At 73.0% G+C, this 20992-nt stretch carries 17 protein-coding genes; 5 read left to right on the top strand and 12 right to left on the bottom strand.

What is annotated here, in order from left to right; all coding sequences use genetic code 11:
• Positions 1 to 74: 74 nt before the first annotated feature.
• Positions 75 to 2213: a 3-hydroxyacyl-CoA dehydrogenase NAD-binding domain-containing protein gene (locus tag ACFY7C_RS07725; RefSeq protein ID WP_389645257.1), complete on the bottom strand. Its 2139-nt coding sequence runs from the start codon at positions 2211 to 2213 to the stop codon at positions 75 to 77.
• The gene (locus ACFY7C_RS07720; protein WP_389645255.1) at positions 2210 to 3436 is read right to left on the bottom strand and encodes a thiolase family protein; all 1227 of its coding nucleotides are present in this window, start codon (positions 3434 to 3436) and stop codon (positions 2210 to 2212) included. Before ACFY7C_RS07720 ends, ACFY7C_RS07725 begins: the two co-directional genes overlap by 4 nt.
• Before the next feature lie 331 nt (positions 3437 to 3767).
• On the opposite strand from ACFY7C_RS07720, the gene ACFY7C_RS07715 reads away from it, so the two are divergent.
• Complete coding sequence (locus ACFY7C_RS07715; RefSeq protein ID WP_389645252.1) at positions 3768 to 4949, top strand: alpha/beta fold hydrolase; 1182 nt, start codon at positions 3768 to 3770, stop codon at positions 4947 to 4949.
• A 27-nt stretch (positions 4950 to 4976) separates the two neighbouring features.
• Here ACFY7C_RS07715 and ACFY7C_RS07710 read toward each other — a convergent pair whose 3' ends face one another.
• The 3 genes from ACFY7C_RS07710 to ACFY7C_RS07700 all read right to left on the bottom strand — a co-directional run bounded on the left by ACFY7C_RS07710 (position 4977) and on the right by ACFY7C_RS07700 (position 8082).
• Complete coding sequence (locus ACFY7C_RS07710; protein ID WP_389645249.1) at positions 4977 to 6260, bottom strand: ribonuclease D; 1284 nt, start codon at positions 6258 to 6260, stop codon at positions 4977 to 4979.
• Positions 6261 to 6427: 167 nt separating this feature from the next.
• Positions 6428 to 7093, bottom strand: coding sequence for a response regulator transcription factor (locus ACFY7C_RS07705; RefSeq protein WP_015037008.1), 666 nt, complete (start codon positions 7091 to 7093; stop codon positions 6428 to 6430).
• Positions 7094 to 7353: 260 nt separating this feature from the next.
• On the bottom strand, positions 7354 to 8082 hold the full coding sequence (locus ACFY7C_RS07700) for a DUF3000 domain-containing protein (RefSeq protein ID WP_389645246.1): 729 nt from the start codon (positions 8080 to 8082) through the stop codon (positions 7354 to 7356).
• A gap of 91 nt (positions 8083 to 8173) precedes the next feature.
• Between ACFY7C_RS07700 and hemE the strand changes: the two genes are divergently transcribed.
• Positions 8174 to 9250, top strand: a complete 1077-nt coding sequence (gene hemE / locus ACFY7C_RS07695; protein ID WP_389645243.1) for a uroporphyrinogen decarboxylase — start codon at positions 8174 to 8176, stop codon at positions 9248 to 9250.
• 57 nt (positions 9251 to 9307) lie between these two features.
• Here hemE and ACFY7C_RS07690 read toward each other — a convergent pair whose 3' ends face one another.
• From ACFY7C_RS07690 to ACFY7C_RS07680, 3 genes are all read right to left on the bottom strand, one after another.
• Positions 9308 to 9751: a hypothetical protein gene (locus ACFY7C_RS07690; protein WP_389645239.1), complete on the bottom strand. Its 444-nt coding sequence runs from the start codon at positions 9749 to 9751 to the stop codon at positions 9308 to 9310.
• A 66-nt stretch (positions 9752 to 9817) separates the two neighbouring features.
• A complete protein-coding gene (locus tag ACFY7C_RS07685; protein ID WP_389645236.1) occupies positions 9818 to 11191 on the bottom strand; it encodes an FAD-dependent oxidoreductase in 1374 nt (457 codons plus the stop codon).
• A 239-nt stretch (positions 11192 to 11430) separates the two neighbouring features.
• A complete protein-coding gene (locus ACFY7C_RS07680) occupies positions 11431 to 12489 on the bottom strand; it encodes a DUF4349 domain-containing protein (RefSeq protein ID WP_389645233.1) in 1059 nt (352 codons plus the stop codon).
• A gap of 139 nt (positions 12490 to 12628) precedes the next feature.
• Between ACFY7C_RS07680 and hemG the strand changes: the two genes are divergently transcribed.
• Both hemG and hemQ read left to right on the top strand, forming a co-directional pair.
• Positions 12629 to 14128, top strand: a complete 1500-nt coding sequence (gene hemG, locus ACFY7C_RS07675) for a protoporphyrinogen oxidase (protein WP_389645230.1) — start codon at positions 12629 to 12631, stop codon at positions 14126 to 14128.
• Positions 14129 to 14145: 17 nt separating this feature from the next.
• Positions 14146 to 14859 (top strand): hydrogen peroxide-dependent heme synthase, encoded by a 714-nt coding sequence (gene hemQ / locus ACFY7C_RS07670; protein ID WP_389645227.1) that lies wholly within the window; start codon positions 14146 to 14148, stop codon positions 14857 to 14859.
• 46 nt (positions 14860 to 14905) lie between these two features.
• Here hemQ and ACFY7C_RS07665 read toward each other — a convergent pair whose 3' ends face one another.
• The 4 genes from ACFY7C_RS07665 to ACFY7C_RS07650 all read right to left on the bottom strand — a co-directional run bounded on the left by ACFY7C_RS07665 (position 14906) and on the right by ACFY7C_RS07650 (position 20063).
• Entirely contained in the window at positions 14906 to 16624 is a 1719-nt protein-coding gene (locus ACFY7C_RS07665; protein WP_389645224.1) for an alpha/beta hydrolase, read from the bottom strand.
• A 132-nt stretch (positions 16625 to 16756) separates the two neighbouring features.
• On the bottom strand, positions 16757 to 17800 hold the full coding sequence (locus tag ACFY7C_RS07660) for a TIGR04222 domain-containing membrane protein (RefSeq protein WP_389645221.1): 1044 nt from the start codon (positions 17798 to 17800) through the stop codon (positions 16757 to 16759).
• Between the two features lie 7 nt (positions 17801 to 17807).
• Complete coding sequence (locus ACFY7C_RS07655; protein WP_389645218.1) at positions 17808 to 19193, bottom strand: DUF692 family multinuclear iron-containing protein; 1386 nt, start codon at positions 19191 to 19193, stop codon at positions 17808 to 17810.
• Between the two features lie 93 nt (positions 19194 to 19286).
• Positions 19287 to 20063 (bottom strand): peptidyl-tRNA hydrolase, encoded by a 777-nt coding sequence (locus ACFY7C_RS07650; RefSeq protein WP_389645215.1) that lies wholly within the window; start codon positions 20061 to 20063, stop codon positions 19287 to 19289.
• 83 nt (positions 20064 to 20146) lie between these two features.
• Here ACFY7C_RS07650 and ACFY7C_RS07645 point away from each other — a divergent pair, with 83 nt between their 5' ends.
• Positions 20147 to 20821, top strand: coding sequence for an AIM24 family protein (locus tag ACFY7C_RS07645; protein WP_389645212.1), 675 nt, complete (start codon positions 20147 to 20149; stop codon positions 20819 to 20821).
• Positions 20822 to 20992 lie beyond the last annotated feature (171 nt).

Raw genomic sequence — 20992 nt, 5'->3', positions numbered from 1 at the left:
ACGCGGACAGACGGACGGGCCGTACGGAGGGAATCCGTACGGCCCGTCCACGCTTTCGCGCGCTGCCTGCGGTGTTACGCGGGGACGCTCGCCACGCCCTGCGCCAGGAACCGCTTGCCGTTGACGCGCTCGGAGACGCCCTCACGGTCCAGGTACGGCGTGATGCCGCCCAGGTGGAAGGGCCAGCCCGCGCCCGTGATCAGGCAGAGGTCGATGTCCTGCGCCTCGGCGACGACACCCTCCTCCAGCATCAGGCCGATCTCCTGCGCGACCGCGTCCAGGACGCGGTCGCGGGCCTGCTCCTCCGTCAGGACGGTGTCGCCCTGCTTGAGGAGCGCGGCGACCTCGGGGTCCAGCTCCGGCTTGAAGCCGTTCTCGGCGGAGTAGACGTAGAAGCCGCGCTTGCCGGCCTCGACGACGGCCTTCAGGTTGGGGGAGACGGTGAAGCGCTCCGGGAAGGCGCGGTTCAGGGTCTCGGAGACGTGCAGACCGATCGCCGGGCCGACGAGCTCCAGGAGGACCAGCGGGGACATCGGCAGACCCAGCGGCTCGACCGCCTTCTCCGCCGTGGCCACCGGGGTGCCCTCGTCGATGATGTTCTGGATCTCGCCCATGAAGCGGGTCAGGATGCGGTTCACGACGAACGCCGGGGCGTCCTTCGTCAGGACCGCGGTCTTCTTCAGCTTCTTCGCCACGCCGAAGGCGGTGGCGAGCGAGGCGTCGTCCGTCTTCTCGCCGCGGACGATCTCCAGGAGCGGGAGGATCGCGACCGGGTTGAAGAAGTGGAAGCCGACCACGCGCTCCGGGTGCTGCAGCTTCGAGGCCATCTCGGAGACCGACAGCGAGGAGGTGTTGGTGGCGAGGATCGCGTGCGCCGGGGCGACCGCCTCGACCTCCGCGAACACCTTCTGCTTGACGCTCATCTCCTCGAACACGGCCTCGATGATGAAGTCCGCGTCCGCGAAGCCCGCGGCCTTGTCCAGCACACCGGAGACCAGGCCCTTGAGGCGGTTGGCCTTGTCCTGGTTGATGCGGCCCTTGCCGAGCAGCTTGTCGATCTCGCCGTGGACGTAGCCCACGCCCTTGTCGACGCGCTCCTGGTCGATGTCGGTCAGGACGACCGGCACCTCGAGGCGGCGCAGGAACAGCAGGGCCAGCTGGGAGGCCATCAGACCGGCGCCGACGACACCGACCTTGGTGACCGGGCGGGCCAGCGACTTGTCCGGCGCGCCGGCCGGGCGCTTGGCGCGCTTCTGCACCAGGTTGAAGGCGTAGATGCCGGCGCGCAGCTCGCCGCCCATGATCAGGTCCGCGAGGGCCTGGTCCTCGGCGTCGAAGCCCTTCTGCAGGTCGCCGTCCTTGGCGGCCTCGATGATGTCGAGGGCGCGGTAGGCGGCCGGGGCGGCGCCGTGCACCTTGGAGTCGGCGACGAGGCGGCCCTTGGCGACGGCCTGGTCCCAGCCCTCACCGCGGTCGATCTCCGGACGCTCGACGGTGACGTCGCCCTTGAGGACGGACGCGGTCCAGATGAGCGACTGCTCCAGGAAGTCGGCGCCCTCGAAGATCGCGTCGGCGATGCCGAGCTCGAAGACCTGCTTGCCCTTGAGCTGGCGGTTCTGGTTCAGCGAGTTCTCGATGATGACCTGGACGGCCTTCTCCGCGCCGATCAGGTTCGGCAGGATCGTGCAGCCGCCCCAGCCGGGCACCAGACCGAGGAAGACCTCGGGCAGCGAGAAGGCCGGCAGGGCCTTGGAGACGGTGCGGTAGGTGCAGTGCAGACCGACCTCGACACCGCCGCCCATCGCCGCGCCGTTGTAGTACGCGAAGGTGGGCACGGCCAGACCGGACAGACGCTTGAAGACGTCGTGGCCGCCCTTGCCGATGGCCAGCGCGTCGGAGTGCTGCTTCAGCAGCTCGACGCCCTTGAGGTCCGCGCCGACGGCGAAGATGAACGGCTTGCCGGTGATGCCGACGCCGACGATCTCACCGTTCGCGGCCTCGGCCTCGACCTGGTCGATCGCCGTGTTCAGGTTGGCGAGGGACTGCGGGCCGAAGGTGGTCGGCTTGGTGTGGTCGAAGCCGTTGTCCAGCGTGATCAGCGCGAACCGGCCCGCACCCGCGGGGAGTTCGAAGTGCCGTACGTGGGCGGACGTGACGACCTCGTCCGGGAAGAGCTCGGCGGCGCCCTTCAGAAGCTCTGCGGTGGTGCTCACTTGCTGCCTCCGGCGTCCTTGTGGTTCGGGTTCTCCCAGATGACCGTGGCGCCCATGCCGAAGCCGACGCACATGGTGGTGAGGCCGTAGCGGACCTCCGGCTGCTCCTCGAACTGGCGGGCCAGCTGCGTCATCAGACGGACGCCGGAGGAGGCGAGCGGGTGGCCGTACGCGATGGCGCCGCCGTACTGGTTGACGCGGGCGTCGTCGTCGGCGATGCCGTAGTGCTCCAGGAAGGCGAGGACCTGGACGGCGAAGGCCTCGTTGATCTCGAAGAGGTTGATGTCCTCGATCGACAGGCCGGCCTTGGCGAGGGCCTTCTCGGTGGCCGGGATCGGGCCGTAGCCCATGACCTCGGGCTCGACGCCGGCGAAGGCGTACGAGACGAGGCGCATCTTCACCGGGAGGTTGTTCTCGCGGGCGAAGTCCTCGGAGGCGATGATCGAGGCGGTGGCGCCGTCGTTCAGGCCGGCCGCGTTGCCCGCGGTGACGTTGCCGTGGACGCGGAACGGCGTCTTCAGGCCCGCCAGCGACTCCAGGGTGGTGCCCGGGCGCATCGGCTCGTCGGCGGTGACCAGGCCCCAGCCGGTCTCCCCGCCCTCGGGGGAGGTGCGGCGGACCGAGATCGGCACCAGGTCCTGCTGGATCTTGCCGTCGGCGTACGCCTTGGCGGCCTTCTCCTGCGAGCGCACGGCGTACTCGTCGGCGCGCTGCTTGGTGATGCTCGGGTAGCGGTCGTGCAGGTTCTCGGCGGTCATGCCCATGAACAGGGCGGACTCGTCGACCAGCTTCTCGCTGACGAAGCGCGGGTTCGGGTCGACGCCCTCGCCCATGGGGTGGCGGCCCATGTGCTCGACACCACCGGCGATGACGGCGTCGTACGCACCGAAGGCGATGGAACCGGCGACCGAGGTCACGGCGGTCAGCGCACCGGCGCACATACGGTCGATGGAGTAGCCCGGCACCGACTGCGGCAGCCCGGCGAGGATACCGGCGGTACGGCCGAGGGTCAGGCCCTGGTCACCGATCTGCGTGGTCGCGGCGATGGCGACCTCGTCGATCTTCTTCGGGTCGAGACCGGGGTTGCGGCGCAGCAGCTCCCGGATGGCCTTCACGACGAGGTCGTCGGCGCGGGTCTCGTGGTAGATGCCCTTCGGGCCCGCCTTGCCGAACGGGGTACGGACGCCGTCGACGAAGACGACGTCCCTGACGGTACGAGGCACGATGGCTCTCCTCCAGGGTGCGGGATGGCACTGCTGCGGGCGCGCTGCCCGGCACGCGGCTAAGCGCGCGCTTGCTGACCCCATGCTACTTGCGGGTAACCAGACTGCCCAGTCCCCCCGCCCCAAGCGGCGAAGGTCACACCCGTCGACCATGCCCCAGCGGGTGCGCGCCCCTCCCGCGCGCCCGGCCGATCGGAGCGCCCTCGCTACCCGATCGGGTCGGTCGCCCGGTCGCGACGGTCATGTCGCCCCCGTCCACCGCCCGCCCGAGCGGACCCTGTCCACGCCCGGGCGACACCGCCCCGGGCCGCCCGAGGGAACGGAACCCGCCATGCCACCCACCGTGAACGACCTCTACGTGGACCACATCTCCACCATCCCCGCCAACGTCGGAAAGCCGGCCAAGCTCTTCGTCCGGGAGCACGTGGCCACCAACCCCAGCAGCCCCCGCAGACCCGTCCTCATGCTGCACGGCCGGAGCGTCCCGGCCGTGGCCGCCTTCGACCTGCCGTACAAGAAGTACAGCTGGGCCGCCGAGCTGGCCAAGGCCGGCTACGACGTCTACGTGATGGAGCTGCAGGGCTCCGGCCTCTCCACCCGGCCGAAGATGGAGAAGCACCAGAACGTCAGCCCGGCCCCCGCCCAGCGGGCACTGCTCAGCCCGAACCCGAACGCCACGCCGTACACCGGCCCGGTGGAGTACGCGGCACAGCTGAACAACTCCCAGAGCGACTGGGACGAGGTCGACAAGGTCGTCGACTTCGTCCTCGCCCGCACCGGCGCGACGAAGATCGACCTCATCGGCTGGTCCGCGGCCGCGCAGCAGCTCGGCCCCTATGCCATCCAGCGCCACGGCAAGGTGCGCAGCCTCTTCCTGTCGGCACCGATCTTCCCGCCGAACGGCCGGGACAGCAAGGCGGGGACCGACTTCGGCGCACCCGTGTCCCTGCCGGTGACCACGCCGGAGGGCGCCTTCGGCTACCCGATGACCGTCGGCACCAAGGGCGGCCTCGAACGGTCCTGGCAGAACGACCTCAGGTGCCCGGACCAGCGCGAGGACGGCATGGTCGAGGAGATCTGGAAGGCGATGATGGCGGTCGACACGATCGGGGCCACCTGGGGCGGCCCGACGCCGGGACAGCCGGAGGGACTCAACCGCATCCGCAACTCCTACTGGTGGGGCTGGAACAAGACCACGGTCAAGCTCCACGGCGTCCTCGGCGACAAGGTGCCCGTCTGCATCGTCTACGGGGAGCACGACTCGATCATCAACACCTCACCGGACCTCGGCCTGGTGTACTTCTCCACGCCCGAGCTCTACCGGAACATCCCCGGCAAGAAGAAGCTGATGTTCCGGATCTCCTGCGCCGGCCACCAGATCGTCTGGGAGCGCAAGGCCAAACTGCTGCACACCATGTCCGAGCACTGGCTCAAGCACGGCAAGGTGGAGGGCGCGGAGACCGGCAGCTACGCGCGGGACGAGGACGGGGCCCTCACCCTCCTGGAGGAGTGAGGACCCCGTACGTCACAGGGGCGGCCGTCAGGCCTTCGCCGCCAGCGCCTCGACCAGCAGCGGGGTCACCAGCTCCACCTGCCAGGGTCGTGCTCCGAAGCCCCGCAGGGCCTCGGCGAGCGTCTCCGGGTCGGCCGGGGCCGGGGGCTCCCAGCAGACGCGGCGGACCGTGTCGGGGGTGATCAGGTTCTCCTGGGGGAGGTTCAGCTCCTCCGCGAGGGCCGAGACCGCGGTGCGGGCCGCGGCGAGGCGGGCCGCGGCCGCGGGGTCCTTGTCGGCCCAGGCGCGCGGGGGCGGGGGGCCCGCCACGGGCTGGCCGGGCTGGGGCAGCTCGGCGTCCGGCAGGGCCTTCGCCCGGTCCACGGCGGCCTGCCACTGCTCCAGCTGGCGCCGGCCCATCCGCTGCCCGAAGCCGGGCAGCGCCGACAGCGCGCCCGCGTTCGGCGGCAGCGCGAGAGCCGCCTCCACGATCGCCGCGTCGCTCAGCACCTTGCCGGGGGAGACGTCACGCCGCTGGGCCACCCGGTCACGGGCCGTCCACAGCTCCCGTACGACCGCCATCTGGCGGCGCCTGCGCACCTTGTGCATCCCCGACGTACGCCGCCAGGGGTCCTTGCGCGGCGGCGGAGGCGGAGCCGAGGCGATGGCGTCGAACTCCTGGAGCGCCCACTCCAGCTTGCCCTGACGGTCCAGCTCCTTCTCCAGCTCGTCGCGCAGGTCCACCAGGAGCTCCACGTCGAGCGCGGCATAGCGCAGCCAGGGCTCGGGCAGCGGGCGGGTCGACCAGTCGACGGCGGAGTGGCCCTTCTCCAGGGCGTAGCCGAGGACCGACTCGACCATCGCGCCGAGACCGACCCGGGGGAAGCCGGCCAGACGTCCGGCGAGCTCGGTGTCGAAGAGCCGCGTCGGCACCATGCCTATGTCACGCAGACAGGGCAGGTCCTGCGTCGCGGCGTGCAGGATCCACTCGGACCCGGCCAGCGCCTCGCCGAGGCCGGACAGATCCGGACAGCCCACCGGGTCGATGAGCGCGGTGCCCGCGCCCTCGCGGCGGAGCTGGACGAGATAGGCGCGCTGCCCGTAGCGGTAGCCGGAGGCGCGCTCGGCGTCGACGGCGACGGGACCGCGGCCGGCGGCGAAGGCGGCGATCACCTCGGCCAGGGCGTCCTCGGTCTCGACGACGGGCGGAACGCCCTCACGGGGTTCGAGCAGCGGGATCGGCAGCCCATGCGCAGGGACGTCGTCGTCCGAGGGGGCGCCCCCGGTGGTTCGCAGTGCGGTGTCACTCGCGGTGTCTTGGGCGTCGGTCACCTGTCAAGGGTATCTGTGAATGGCAAGCGCCCATCGACGGAACAGCCGGATCAACCGGATCGACCGGAACGGCCTGAACAGCCGTGGTGGTCGGTCGGTCGGACCAGAGGGAACGTTCCGTCGACAGGCGCCTGCGGGTTCTCAGACCCCTCGTGGGGCCGGGCCGATCAGTGGATGATGCCGGTGCGCAGGGCCACCGCGACCATGCCGGCCCGGTCACCGGTGCCCAGCTTGCGGGCGATGCGGGCGAGGTGGCTCTTCACGGTGAGCGCCGACAGGCCCATGGAGACGCCGATGGCCTTGTTGGACTGGCCCTCGGCGACCAGCCGCAGCACCTCGACCTCACGGCCGGAGAGCTCGCGGTAGCCGCCCGGGTGGCTCGGGGCACCCGGGGGGCGGCGGTGGCCGAGGCGGGCGGCCGCGGCGCCGATGGGGGCGGCGCCGGGGCGGGTGGGGTGCCCGATGTTGGTGCGGGTGCCGGTGACGACGTATCCCTTGACGCCGCCGGCGAGGGCGTTGCGCACGGCGCCGATGTCGTCGGCGGCGGAGAGGGCCAGACCGTTGGGCCAGCCCGCGGCGCGGGTCTCGGACAGCAGCGTCAGGCCGCTGCCGTCGGGCAGGTGGACGTCGGCCACGCAGATGTCGCGCGGGTTGCCGACGCGGGGACGGGCCTCCGCGATGGACGACGCCTCGATGACGTCGCGCACGCCGAGCGCCCACAGGTGGCGGGTGACGGTGGAGCGGACGCGCGGGTCGGCCACGACGACCATGGCCGTCGGCTTGTTCGGGCGGTAGGCGACCAGGCTTGCGGGCTGCTCGAGGAGAACGGACACCAGGCCTCCTGGGAAGGTGCGGGACGGAGCCGGCTCGGGGAAGAAGCCGGGGGCGAACCCGTGCTTTGAAGGGGTCAATGACTCCTTCGGCAGCCTGGCCGCCCGCCTTTAGGGAAAGATCACGATTTGGTGAGTAACAATTGGTGCAATTCGGACGCGTGATCGATCATCGTACGAGCCTCATGCTCGCCGCACCCGAAAGTGTCCGAAAAACGACGTTCGCCACGCCCGTCGACGCCCGCCCGCTCACCGTCCGCACGCTACGGCTGCTGCGGTCCCCGCCGCTGGGGCAGCGGTACGACACCCGCCCCCGACGTCGTCCCCGCACCCGGCCCCGTGGCCGGACCGGCCCCCGGCTCGGCCGGCGACGGCGGCAGCCCCGCCACCTGGCACAGCAGATCGCACCAGGCCGCCAGGTGCGTCCCGCTGTCCGGCACCCCGGCCAGGCCCTCCTGCGGCGTCCACGAGGCCCGGATCTCGATCTGCGTCGCCGGGCGCCGCTCCGCGAGCCCCCCGAAGTAGTGCGAGCTCGCCATCGTGACGGTGCCGCTCGCCTCCCCGTACGCCAGACCGCGCGCCTCCATGGCGCCGGTCAGCCAGGACCAGCAGACCTCCGGCAGCAGCGGATCCGCGGCCATCTCCGGCTCCAGCTCCGCCCGGATCAGCGTCACCAGCCGGAAGGTGCCCTTCCAGGCGTCGTGCCCGGCCGGGTCGTGCAGCAGCACGAGCCGCCCGTCCGCCAGGTCCTCCTCGCCCTCCACGACCGCCGCCTCCAGGGCGTACGCGTACGGGGCGAGCCGCTGCGGCGGCCGGGTCGGGTCGACCTCGATCTCCGGCCGCAGCCGGACCGCGCGCAGCCCCTCGACCGCCCGCCGGAAGGCGGGAGGTACCGGGTTCGTCTCCGTGGGGTCCACCCTGTCGCCCGCCGTCTTCCCCGTCCCTCGAATGCCGTCGGAATGATCGGAAAAATGTCCCTGAGCCGCAGCCATGCCGGGAAGAGTAGGCGGAACGGGGCCCGTGCGCAGGGAGGGACACCCGGGCCGGGCGAGCGGCTTCTCGCCACATGCGAAGATTCTGGGCGTGAGCGCCATCGATCGCCCTGAGGGCCAGCAGACGAAGCACCAGCCGCAGACCTACGACTCCGCGTTCCTGAAGGCGTGCCGGCGCGAGGCCGTGCCCCACACGCCCGTCTGGTTCATGCGACAGGCCGGGCGGTCCCTGCCCGAGTACCTGAAGGTGCGCGAGGGCATCCCCATGCTCGAGTCGTGCATGCGGCCCGAGCTGGTCACCGAGATCACCCTGCAGCCCGTGCGCCGCCACAAGGTCGACGCGGCGATCTTCTTCAGCGACATCGTCGTCCCGCTCAAGGCCATCGGCGTCGACCTCGACATCAAGCCCGGCGTCGGCCCCGTCGTCGCCGAGCCCATCCGCACCCGCGCCGACCTCGCCCGGCTGCGCGACCTCACCCCCGAGGACGTCACCTACGTCACCGAGGCCATCGGCATGCTCACCGGCGAGCTGGGCGCCACCCCGCTGATCGGATTCGCCGGCGCGCCGTTCACCCTCGCGAGCTACCTCGTCGAAGGCGGTCCGTCCCGCAACCACGAGCACACCAAGGCGCTGATGTACGGCGACCCGCAGCTGTGGGCCGACCTTCTCGACCGCCTCGCCGAGATCACCTCCGCCTTCCTCAAGGTGCAGATCGAGGCCGGCGTCTCCGCGGTCCAGCTCTTCGACTCCTGGGTGGGCGCCCTGGCCCCCGCCGACTACCGCCGCTCGGTCATGCCCGCCTCGGCCAAGGTGTTCGACGCGGTCGCCTCGTACGGCGTCCCGCGCATCCACTTCGGCGTCGGTACGGGCGAGCTGCTCGGCCTCATGGGCGAGGCGGGCGCGGACGTGGTCGGCGTCGACTGGCGCGTCCCGCTCGACGAGGCCGCCCGCCGGGTCGGCCCCGGCAAGGCGCTCCAGGGCAACCTCGACCCGGCCGTGCTGTTCTCCTCGCGGGAGGCCGTGGAGGCCAAGACGGACGAGGTCCTGGCCGCCGCGAAGGATCTGGAGGGCCACGTCTTCAACCTCGGTCACGGGGTGCTGCCGACGACCGACCCGGACGCGCTGACCCGCCTGGTGGAGTACGTCCACACGCGGACGGCCCGCTGACCCGGCCCCGTACGCCACCGTGCGCCGCCCGGTCGGGCGGCGCACGGTGGGCGAGGGTCAGAACTCGCAGCTGACGGGCGGGTTGCCGGAGGTGACCCGGCAGTAGTCGAAGCCGGTTCCGCCGTTGACGACGCCGGCGTTCGGGCCGGTGCGGATGTAGTCGTTGCCGGCCTCGCCGAGGACCCGGCCGGTGCTGGTCATCCCGCCGGCCACCCCGTCGGGGGCCGAGATGTAGTCGCGGCCGTCGCCGCCCAGGACGGTGCCGGCGACCTGGCCCTCGATGTGGATGTAGTCGTCCCCGCCGAGGCCGTTGACCGTGTCCCCGGAAACGACCCCGCTACAGACGATGTAGTCCGGTCCCGCCGTGCCGGTGACGGCCGCACCGGTGCGGGAGACGCCGTTGACGGTGCAGGTCGCGGCGTGGGCCGGGGCCGCGGCCAGGGCGAGGGGGGCGATGACGAGAGAGGCGGCGCAGAGCGCTCGCATGGTGTGTCTGATCATGTGACGAGTCACGCACGGCGACTTCATGGTCGCAATTCGTCACCGTGACCGATTCTGCCGCTCGGGTCAGCCCGCCGCCCGAACGGCTGCCACCGCCTTGCGTGCCGCCACCAGGACCGGGTCCCACACCGGTGAAAAGGGCGGTGCGTAGCCGAGGTCGAGGGAGACCATCGTCTCCACCGTCATCCCCGCCGTCAGCGCCACCGCCGCGATGTCCACCCGCTTCCCCGCGCCCTCGCGGCCCACGATCTGCACCCCGAGCAGCCGCCCGGTCCGGCGCTCCGCGAGCATCTTCACCGTCATCGGCGCGGCTCCCGGGTAATAGCCCGCCCGGCTCGTCGACTCCACCGTCACCGCCACGTACCGCAGGCCCACCGCGCGGGCGTCCTTCTCCCGCAGTCCGGTCCTGGCGATCTCCAGGTCGCAGACCTTCGACACCGCCGTGCCCACCACGCCGGGGAAGGTCGCGTAGCCACCGCCCACGTTCGCGCCGATCACCTGGCCGTGCTTGTTGGCGTGCGTGCCCAGCGGCACGTACCGGTCCCGCCCGGACACCAGGTCCAGGACCTCCACGCAGTCGCCGCCCGCCCAGATGTCCTCGTGCCCCCGCACCCGCATCGACAGATCGGTCAGCAGGCCGCCGTGGCCGCCGAGCGGCAGCCCCGCCGCCCGCGCCAGCGAGGTCTCCGGCTCCACGCCCATGCCGAGGACCACCACGTCCGCCGGGTACTCCGCGTCGTCCGTGGCCACCGCCCGCACCCGGCCGTCCTCGCCGGTCAGGATCTTCGTCACCGCCGCGGAGCCGACCGTCGTGATCCCCAGACCGTCCATCGCCCGGTGCACCAGGCGCCCCATGTCCGGGTCGAGCGTCGCCATCGGCTGCTCGCCCCGGTTCAGGACCGTCACCTCGAAGCCGCGGCCGAGCAGCGCCTCCGCCATCTCGACACCGATGTACCCGGCCCCGACCACCACCGCCCGTCGGCCCTCCGCGCGCTCCAGCGAGTCCAGCAGCGCCTGCCCGTCGCCCAGGGTCTGCACCCCGTGGACGCCCGGCGCGTCGATGCCCGGCAGCGGCGGACGCAGCGGCCGGGCACCCGTCGCGATCACCAGCTTGTCGTAGCCCGTCCAGGACTCCTCGCCCGACTCCAGGTCCCGGCTCCGAACCCGCTGCCGGTCCACGTCGAGCTCGGTCACCTCGGTCCGCATCCGCAGATCGATCTCCCGCTCCCGGTGTTCCTCCGGGCTGCGGGCGATCAGCTCGTCCAGGGATCCGACGTCACCCCCGACCCAGTACGGGATGCCGCAGGCCGAATAGGAGCTGAAGCGCCCCCGCTCGAAGGCGACGATCTCCAGCTCCCCGGCCCCCTTGAGCCTGCGTGCCTGCGACGCGGCGGCCATGCCCGCCGCGTCGCCACCGATGACCACCAGTCGTTCGCTCATGCCCCCTATTTTGTGGCTCGGTTCCCCTCCGGGGTGCTTGAGCCGGACTCGCAGCCCCGTACGTGCTCGCCCCGCTCGTTCCTCACGGGGCTGCGCGCGCTCGGGGCTGTTCCTCCGGCGTACCCCTTCGGCTCACTCGCCGAGGTGCTCGGGGGCGCCGCCGGGGCCCTCGGAGTGACCGTCGCACCGGCAGTGTCGGGCGTCCCCCCGGCGCGTGTCCGGGGGCACGTCGGAATCGGCTACGAGGTCTCCTCCCCGTCCGGCTCGGGCAGCGGGACGCCCGTGGCGGTGGTGCGGCGCTGAGCCGGCACGGCCGGGACGGCCCCGGACGCCGGATCCGGCCCCTGCACCTGCACTCGGTCCGGTCCGCCCGGCCCCCGCTCCGGTGCCGTCCGTCGCCGCGCCCACCGCGGCCGGACCAGCCGGCGCCACACCACGTACAGCACCGCCGCCACGGCCAGCCAGGGGGCGAGCGCGGCCAGCACGATCAGGACCCACGCGGCCGCGCCCACCAGGGCGCCCCAGCCGCCGGCCAGTGCGTCGAGGAAGCCCGGCCGCTCGTCGTCCTCGGCGACCGGCGCGGCCTCCGGCTCGGACAGCTGGAGGGTGACCGTCGCCAACGTCGTACGGTCCTTCAGCGAGGCCTGCTGGGCGAGCAGCGACTCCAGATCCGCCTGACGCCGGCTCAGCTCCCCTTCCAGAGTGACCACGTCGCTCAGCTGCGTGGCCTTCTCCATCAGCGCCCGCACCCGCGCCACGCTCGCCCGCTGGGTGGCGATCCGGCTCTCCACGTCCACCACCTGGTCGGTGACGTCCTTGGCGTTCGCCGTGCGCGACAGCAGCTTGCCCGCGCCCGCCAGTTCGGCGAGGACCGAGTCGTAGCGCTCCTGCGGGACCCGCAGCACGATCCGCGAGCTGACGTGGATGCCGTCGATCCGGTCCGTCGTCTCGTTCTCGACATGGCCGCCCGCGTCCGCCGTGACCCGCCGCGCCGCGGCAAGCGCCTTCGTCGCGTCCTCGACCTCCACGGACAGCTCGGCGGTACGGATGACGTGCTGCGGCGCCACCGGGCTCCGGCCCCCCGGCTGCTGGGCGCCCGGCTTCCCGGCGGGCGACCGCTCCGCGCCCGTGTCGCCGTCCGCCGCGCCCTCGGGCGCCGCCGTGCCGGCCGGTCCGGCCGCGTACCCGCCGCCCTTGCGGTCGGCGGCGGCACCGCTCTCGTCCCCGGCGCCGCAACCGGTCAGGACGAGCGCGGCCGTCAGCAGCGCCGCCGCCGTGGCCGTGCGTGTTCTCCGCATCCGAAAACCCCCCAAGGTGATGGTGTGTCGTGCCCCTTGGACGCCAGGGTGCGGCAGCGGGTTTCCGTCCGGCGGTCGCGAAGCGGTCACGGTCGGGCCTCGGAACGGAAGCGCGCGGGCGATTTGAGAGAGTGGTCCCATGAACGGCCCCATGAACGCGCAGCCCACCGCCGGCCGGCCCGCCACCGGCGGCGGACCGCACGTCGTCGTCGTGGGAGGCGGCATCGCCGGTCTCGCCGCCGCCCACCGCCTCGTCACGGCCGGCGCGCGGGTCACCGTCCTCGAAGCGGGAGACCGGGTCGGCGGAAAGCTCCTCACCGGGGAGATCGCCGGCGCGCCCGTCGACCTCGGCGCCGAGTCGCTGCTCGCCCGCCGCCCCGAGGCGATCGCCCTCGCCGAGGCCGTCGGCCTCGGCGACCGGCTCCAGGCCCCCGCCACCACCACCGCGTCCGTCTGGTCCCGCGGCACGCTCGTGCCCATGCCCAAGGGCCACGTCATGGGCGTCCCCGGCGACGGTCACGCCGTCGAGCGGCTGCTCTCCGCCGAGGCCGTCCGCCGGATCGGCCGGGACCTCGAACTCCCGCCGACCGAGATCGGCGACGACATCGCCATCGGCGCGTACGTCGCCGAACGCATGGGACACGAGGTCGTCGACCGGCTCGTCGAACCCCTCCTCGGCGGCGTCTACGCGGGCGACGCGTACCGCATCTCCATGAAGGCCGCCGTCCCCGCCCTCTTCGAGGCCGCCCGCCGCCACCCCACCCTCACCGAGGCCGTCCGCGCCGTCCAGCGGGCCGGGGCCGCCACCCCGGCCGACGTGGCGGGCGCCGCCACCGGCCTCGGCGGCGCGGCCTTCGCCGGCATCCGCGGCGGCATCGGCACCCTGCCCGGCGCCGTTGCCGACGCCGTACGCGCCGCCGGCGGCGAGATCCTCACCGGCACCCCCGTGACGGAGCTGCGCCGCTCCGGCCCGCGGGGCTGGCAGGCCGTCACCCCCGACCGGACGCTCGAAGCCGACGCCGTCGTCCTCGCCGCCCCCGCCGGGCCCGCGGCCGGGCTCCTCGCCGGACCGGCGCCCGCCGCGGCCGCCGAGCTCGGCGCCGTCGAGTACGCCTCGATGGCCCTGATCACCCTGGCCTTCCGCCGCGCCGACCTGCCCGCGCTGCCCGGCTCCGGCTTCCTCGTCCCGCCCGTGGACGGCCGCACCATCAAGGCCTCCACCTTCTCCAGCCAGAAGTGGGGCTGGGTCGCCGACGCGGCCCCCGACCTCTTCGTGCTGCGCACCTCGGTCGGCCGCCACGGCGAGGAGGAGCAGGTGCACCGCGAGGACGCCGACCTCGTCGACGCCTCCCTGAAGGACCTCGCCGCCGCCACCGGCCTCGGCGCCCGGCCCGTCGCCACCACCGTGACCCGCTGGACCGGCGGGCTGCCCCAGTACCCGGTCGGCCACCCGGCCCGGGTGGACCGCGTCCGCTCCGCCGTCGCCGCGCTGCCCGGGCTGCGGCTCGCGGGCGCCGCGTACGACGGTGTCGGCATCCCCGCCTGCGTCGCCTCGGGCCGCCGGGCGGCCGACGAGATCCTGGACGAGATCATCGCCACGTCGAAAACAGCCGACCCTGGTGCGGGGCACTGTCCGTGACGGGCGAGAATAGGCGTATGAGTGCGCCCGAAAAGATCCCGAACGCCGGTAAGAAGGCGAAGGACCTCAACGAGGTCATCCGCTACACCCTGTGGTCTGTGTTCAAGCTGCGCGACGTCCTGCCCGCCGACCGCGGCGGCTACGCCGACGAGGTCCAGGAGCTGTTCGACCAGCTCGCCGCCAAGGACATCACGATCCGCGGCACGTACGACCTGTCCGGTCTGCGCGCCGACGCCGACGTCATGATCTGGTGGCACGCCGAGACGAGCGACGAGCTCCAGGAGGCGTACAACCTCTTCCGCCGCACCAAGCTGGGCCGCGCCCTGGAGCCGGTCTGGTCGAACATGGCGCTGCACCGCCCCGCCGAGTTCAACAAGTCGCACATCCCGGCCTTCCTGGCCGACGAGACCCCGCGCGACTACGTCTCGGTCTACCCCTTCGTGCGCTCCTACGACTGGTACCTGCTGCCGGACGAGGACCGCCGCCGGATGCTCGCCGACCACGGCAAGATGGCCCGCGGCTTCCCGGACGTGCGCGCCAACACGGTCGCCTCCTTCTCGCTCGGCGACTACGAGTGGCTGCTGGCCTTCGAGGCCGACGAGCTCCACCGGATCGTCGACCTCATGCGTCACCTGCGCGGCTCCGAGGCGCGGATGCACGTCCGCGAGGAGGTCCCGTTCTACACCGGCCGCCGCAAGAGCGTCGCCGACCTGGTGGCCGGCCTGGCCTGACGGCCGGGCACCGGTACCGACACCGGTACCGGTACTCCCGACACGGTCACCGCCCGGCGCCCAGCCCGGCGGTGATCCCTCGACCCGGAAGATCAGACGGCCTGCGGAACTCCGCCTGCCGCTCCAGCGACACCGGGTCCGGCTCCGGGTGCGGCGCGCATGACGCGCGCCGCACCGGCGTCCTTTCCGAGCCGTCGACACCCACGGCCGGTACGGCTCCGGAGAGCAGGTACCGCTCCAGATGGCCGTTCACACAGGCGTTCGCACCGCCTCCGATGCCGTGCGACCCGGCGTTCCGCTCCGTCACCAGGGCCGACCCGGACAGCCTGCGCTGCATCTCCAATGCCCCCTCGTACGGCGCCGCAGCGTCCCGCTCGGCCGCCAGGATCAGCACCGGCGGCAGCACTCCCGGCCCGGTCCGCACGTCCAGCGGCTTCTGGCGCGGGGCCTTCCAGTAGGCGCAGGGCAGGTTCGCCCACACGTTGTCCCAGGTCTCGAACGGCGCCTGGCGCGCGAGCCGGGTGTTGTCCCGGTCCCACAGGGCGAAGTCCTCCGGCCAGGGAGCGTCGTTGCACTCCACCGCCGTGTAGACGGCGGCCCCGTTCCCCGGGTCACCGGCCGCCGGCTCACCGGTACGGGTCGGGACGGCCGGTGCCGCCTGGGCGACCAGCGGCTTCGGGTCGCCCTGGAGGTACGCGCCGAGGGCGCCCGCCCGCGCCGCCCAGAAGCGGTCGTCGTACAGCGCCTGGAGCATCGCCCCGTGCAGCTGACCGGGGCCGACCCGGCCGCCCGCGGGGGACGCGGCCAGCTCGGCGCGCACCTTCTCGTAGTTCTCGCCCACCTCGGCGGCCGTGGTGCCGAGCCCGTACACCGCGTCGTGCTTCGCCGCCCAGGTGCGGAAGTCGGCCCAGCGGCGCTCGAAGGCGAGCGACTGGTCGAGGTTGTTGACGTACCAGATCCGCTGCGGCGCCGGGTTGACGGGCGCGTCGAAGACCATCCGGCGCACCCGGTGCGGGAAGAGCGTCGCGTACAGCGCACCGAAGTACGTGCCGTAGGAGGCGCCCATGTACGTCAGCCGCGGCTCGCCCAGCGCGGCCCGCAGCACCTCCAGGTCACGGGCGTTGTTGAGCGAGTGGTAGTGCCGGAGCGCGGGCCCGGTGCGGCTCGCGCAGCCCTGTGCGTACGTCCTGGCGCGGGCGATCCGCTCCTTCTTGTAGACCTCAGACGGGATCGCCGGCGCGAGCGTCGGCCCGGTCGCCCGGTCGGCCGGGTCCTGACAGGAGACCGGCGCCGAGCGGCCCACCCCGCGCGGGGCGTAGCCGACCAGGTCGTACGCGGCGGCGATCCGCTTCCAGACGGGGAGGTCGGCCGCGAGCGGGAAGTACGTCGAGGAGGCGCCCGGGCCGCCGGGGTTGAACACGAGCGCGCCCTGCCGACCGGCCGCGGGCCCGGAGGCCTTCACCCGGCTGACGGTGAGCGGGACGCGGGTGCCCTCCGGGTGCGCGTAGTCCAGCGGGACGCGCACGGTGCCGCACTCCACCGGCGCGGGCAGTCTCTCGACCGCCGGGCACGGCCCGAACCGGATGCCCTGCGCCGCCGCGGCCCGCGCGGCGACCTGGACGCCCCGGCTCTCGGCCGGCGGCGCGTCGAGCCGGGGTGCGTCGAGCCGCGAGGCGGTGGCGGCCGCTGGGGCGGTGGCCGAGGTGATGGCCGGCGTGAGGAGGGCGGACAGTGAGGCGGACAGCATCAGCGCGACCGACTTCATCGGCGCTTCCCTTCGTAGCCACGGGCGGGGCGGGCGACAAAGGGATGGTTCGGGCCGGGAGCGGGGAAGTAAAGCACCGACGAGGGGTGTCGGCTGTCATGTCCCCGAAAGGCCGCACGCGCCCCGGTCGCGTCAGGAACTGCTGGACGAGCAGGAACTGCCGCTGGAGGACGAACACGAGCTCGACGAGGACGAGGACGAGCACGAGCTGGAGGAGCCCGACGAGCCCGAGGAGCACGTGCTCCCGCCACCCGAGCAAGAAGAACCGCCACCCGAGCAGGAAGAACCGCCGCCGGAGCAGGAACTCCCGCCCCCGCAGCCGCCACCCGTCCCCCCGGCCGAGGCCGCGCACCACAGCACCGGCAGCACCACGGCGTCGTGGGACGGGTGCGAAGAGTGCGAGGAGTGCGGGCGGGAGGACGGCCGGCGGACCGGGGACGGCAGGGGCGTCCGGGCCGCCGTGGCCAACTGCTCCCGCAGGAACGGGTCCGGCAGCGCCCGCAGCCCGTACAGCGCCACCGGCATCCCCTGGAGCGTCAGGTGCGCGTGCGCCTGGGCGAACGCCGTGACGGCGGCCTGTCCGGCGGGCGTCACCCGGCGCTTCGCGGCCGTGGCGCACAGCACCGCGGCGACCATCACACCGACGAGCACCGGCAGCACCTTCACGATGAACGGCAGCCGCGGGCCCGACTCCATCAGGTCCGCCACCGTGAGGATCAGCGAGAACGGCAGCGAGATCAGGGCCAGGATCCCCAGGGCCGTGCTCCAGGACAGCGCCGACCGGCGGACCCGGGGCTCCATGATCAGCCCCCGGCCGGCGAGCCCGTCACCGATCTCCTGCACCGCCGGATGCCGCATCACGGCGTACCGCAGCGGCGCGAGGGCGCCGTGCGGGGCGGCCGACAGCTCCTGGAACACGGCCCGCTCGACCGGGTCGTGCGCGGTCGGACGGATCACCTGCACGATCCCGGGACCGCCCACCACCACGCGACCGTCCCCGTGCAGGGCGGCGAGCGCGGTGTCGACGACCCTGGCCGGACCACCGTTCAGGAACGCCGCCTCGTACCGGTCCTGCACCGGCCCGCCGGGGCCGCGCCCGGTCCGGCCGCGCTTGACGAACAGCAACGCCATGCCGGCGCCACCCAGCACGTAGTAGAAGAACACGAGCGTGTTCACGACCACCTCACCCCCGTCCCAGAGCCGTACGAACCCGATGTGCGAAGCGCGCGGCCGGCCCGGGTGGCCGGACGCCCGCCCGCTCGCGCCACCACGCGGTGAGCCGCCGCCGGGCCTCCGCGTCCTCCGGCCGCCCGGCGACGAGCAGCCCCTCGACGAAGTCGAGGGCGTCGTGCCGGTAGCCGTCCGTCATGGGCCGGCTCCTGGCGTACGCGAGGAACGCGGGCCGGTAGCCGTCGCCCAGGATCTCCGGCAGCTCGGGCGCCACCTTCGCGACCACGTCCGCCCGCTTCGCCGCGAGCGCCCGGCTCTGCACCCCCAGCCGCCGCACGTCGAACCCCTCCGGCGCGGGCGTCCCGGCGACGAGCGCCGACAGCAAGGCCGCCTCGGCCACCCCGACCCGCTGCCGGACGACGCCGGTGGCGGCGGGGGAGCCGAGGGAGTCGGAGGTCTCGGGGGCGGATGCGGCCGTGGCCGTCCGTATGCCCGACGGCCTCGGCGTCTGCTTCGGCTTCGGCATCGCTCCGCCCGAGACGCGGGCGCCCGCGCCGATCAGGAGCGGACGGGGCCGGGCGGCGGCGAGTGTGGTGCGGATCGAGGACAGTTCGGCGGCCAGCTCCTCCGCGGGCGGGAAGTGGTCGTCCCGCTCCAGGAGGACACCCGGCGGGGAGACGCGCGACGCCAGGTCCGCGAGGATGTCGAGGACGGGACGGGGAACCGGGTGGGCATGGGTGTCGTGCCAGACGCCGTCCCGCTCCAGGCCGCCCGCCACGTGCACGTACGCGATGGCCTCGACCGGCAGTGAGGACAGCGCCTCCGCGGGGTCCTCGCCCCGGTTGACGCGGTTGGTGTGCAGGTTGGCCACGTCGATCAGGAGCCGCACCCCCGTGCGCTCCACCAGCTCCGACAGGAACTGGCCCTCCGTCAGCTCCTCGCCCGGCCAGGAGACCAGGGCCGCGATGTTCTCCAGGGCCAGCGGAACCGGCAGCGCGTCCTGCGCGATCCGGACGTTCTCGCACAGCACGTCGAGCGCGTCCCAGGTCCGCGGCACCGGCAGCAGGTGCCCGGCCTCCAGGAGCGGCGTCGCGGTCAGCGGCCCCCCGGCCCGTACGAACGCGATGTGCTCCGTCACCAGCGGCGCGCCGAGGGCCTCCGCCTTCTCCGCGAGCGCGGCCAGACGCCCGGCGTCCGGCCGGTCGGCCCCGCCGAGGCCCAGCGAGACGCCGTGCGGCACGACGGTCACGCCGCGCGCCCGCAGCCGTTCCAGGGAGTCGGGCAGGTGGCCGGCGCAGATGTTCTCCGCGACGACCTCCACCCAGTCGACCCCCGTCAGCCCCTCGACCGCGCCCGCGATCTCGGGCCGCCAGCCGATGCCGACACCCAGTTTCGTCATGTCCCCCTCCTTCGGTCCCCCAGGTGATGGCCCGGGAGCGGCCCCGCGAATCCGGACAGGGAGACGTTCAGAGGTTGATTTGAGGTTTCGACCTCACACGGCCGCGCGAAGGCCCATCGCCGGGAACTCCGACACCACCGTGCACGAACCGGGCGCGATCTCGGTGAAACCGGCGTCCCGCACCACCGGCAGCCCGCCCGAGGTGAGCCGAGCCCAGCGCTCCGGGTCGGCCGTCCGTACGGCGAGCGGGAAACCGGCGTCCCGCCAGGTCTTGCGGTCGGCGTCCGACAGCTCCCACCACAGCAGCTGCGCGCCGTGCCCGGCCTGTGCCATCGTCTTGCCGGCCGACATGTCGAGCTCCGGATTGAGCCACAGCACGGCGGCGCCCTCCGGCACCGGCCCCGGCTCGGCGGGATCGTCCAGGTCGGTGCCGGACACCTGGAGCCGGGCCAGTTCCTTGGGCCAGCCGTCCAGGGGAACCGGCGGGAAGACCCGTACCTCGGCGGCGGGAACACCTTCCCCGTCCCCGTCCCCGTTCTCTTCCCCGGTCCCTTCCCCGCCCCTGCCCGCGACCGTGATCCCCGGCAGAGCCTCGGCCCGGCGCCACTCCGCGCCGCGCGCCCGGCGCACCACCTTGCGGATCCGGGCGTCCTGCCACTCCGTCATGACCCGCGCCCACTCGCCCTCGCCGAGCGACCGCTCGTCGGCCAGGATCTCCAGAACCGCGCGGGCGGCCGTCTCCAGGGCGTCCGTACGGGCCGGGGGTGCCGCCCGCTCGATGCGGACCACGAGGGGAAGGACGAACTGCGGCTTCTCGTCCCGGGAATCGGCACGGGAATCGCCACGGACATCGGTGTCGTTGCTGCTCACCCGGCAAGTCTGCCACCGCGCGGCCGGACGCCCGTACGGAGAGATTCTTGTAGGAATGGGAGCTTCCGGGACAGGATGCCCCCATGAAGAGTGATCTTTTCGCCAGTGAGCACCTCGCCGAGGCGGCGACGTTTCCGGGGATGACCCTCCAGAACGCCAAGTCGGTCAAGTACACCGTCAACGGGGAGATGCACGCCCGACAGGGCTCGATGATCGCCTTCCGGGGGAACCTCCAGTTCGAGCACAAGAGCCAGGGCCTCGGCGGCCTGCTCAAGCGTGCCGTGACGGGCGAGGGCCTCGCGCTGATGGCCGTACGCGGCCAGGGCGAGGCGTGGTTCGCCCACGAGGCGCAGAACTGCTTCATCGTGGAGATCGAGCAGGGCGACGCCCTGACCGTCAACGGCCGCAACGTGCTGTGCTTCGATCCCACGCTCCACTACGAGATCAAGACGGTGAAGGGGGCCGGCATGGCCGGCGGCGGCCTCTTCAACAGCGTCTTCACCGGCCACGGCAAGATCGCCCTGATCTGCGACGGCGCCCCCATCGTCATCCCCGTCGGCCCGCAGGACCCGGTCTTCGTCGACACCGACGCCGTCGTCGGCTGGAGCGAGCAGCTCCGCCCCTCGCTGCACCGCTCCCAGTCCTTCGGCTCGATGATCCGGGGCGGTTCGGGCGAGGCGATGCAGCTGAAGCTGGAGGGCCAGGGCTTCGTCATCGTCCGCCCGAGCGAGGCGACCCCGCAGAAGCCGGCGAACTGACCGGGGGTCGCGAGAGAGGGCGGGCCGCTCCGGGCGTCTGGGCCCGCCCTGCCCCGCCGGTGGTGCCGTTCTGCTCGCCTCTCGTTACCCACAGGTAGAACTGTGTTCCCTGTCACGTCATGGGAAGGACAACTGTCCCCTTTTACTCCATGCAGTAGCCAGAGAATGACC

It is taken from the genome of Streptomyces sp. NPDC012769 (genome assembly GCF_042901205.1).
Taxonomy (GTDB): Bacteria; Actinomycetota; Actinomycetes; order Streptomycetales; family Streptomycetaceae; genus Streptomyces.
The sequence above is the reverse complement of the archived record's forward strand: the minus strand, read 5'-3'. Positions and strand labels throughout refer to the sequence as shown.

Coding starts and splice junctions, on each gene's coding strand:
- ACFY7C_RS07715 (WP_389645252.1), top strand. CDS start 3,768: ATGCCACCCACCGTGAACGACCTCTACGTGGACCACATCTCCACCATC.
- ACFY7C_RS07665 (WP_389645224.1), bottom strand. CDS start 16,624: ATGAAGTCGGTCGCGCTGATGCTGTCCGCCTCACTGTCCGCCCTCCTC.
- hemQ (WP_389645227.1), top strand. CDS start 14,146: ATGAGTGCGCCCGAAAAGATCCCGAACGCCGGTAAGAAGGCGAAGGAC.
- ACFY7C_RS07685 (WP_389645236.1), bottom strand. CDS start 11,191: ATGAGCGAACGACTGGTGGTCATCGGTGGCGACGCGGCGGGCATGGCC.
- ACFY7C_RS07645 (WP_389645212.1), top strand. CDS start 20,147: ATGAAGAGTGATCTTTTCGCCAGTGAGCACCTCGCCGAGGCGGCGACG.
- hemG (WP_389645230.1), top strand. CDS start 12,629: ATGAACGGCCCCATGAACGCGCAGCCCACCGCCGGCCGGCCCGCCACC.
- ACFY7C_RS07680 (WP_389645233.1), bottom strand. CDS start 12,489: ATGCGGAGAACACGCACGGCCACGGCGGCGGCGCTGCTGACGGCCGCG.
- ACFY7C_RS07655 (WP_389645218.1), bottom strand. CDS start 19,193: ATGACGAAACTGGGTGTCGGCATCGGCTGGCGGCCCGAGATCGCGGGC.
- ACFY7C_RS07700 (WP_389645246.1), bottom strand. CDS start 8,082: ATGGCTGCGGCTCAGGGACATTTTTCCGATCATTCCGACGGCATTCGA.
- ACFY7C_RS07690 (WP_389645239.1), bottom strand. CDS start 9,751: ATGATCAGACACACCATGCGAGCGCTCTGCGCCGCCTCTCTCGTCATC.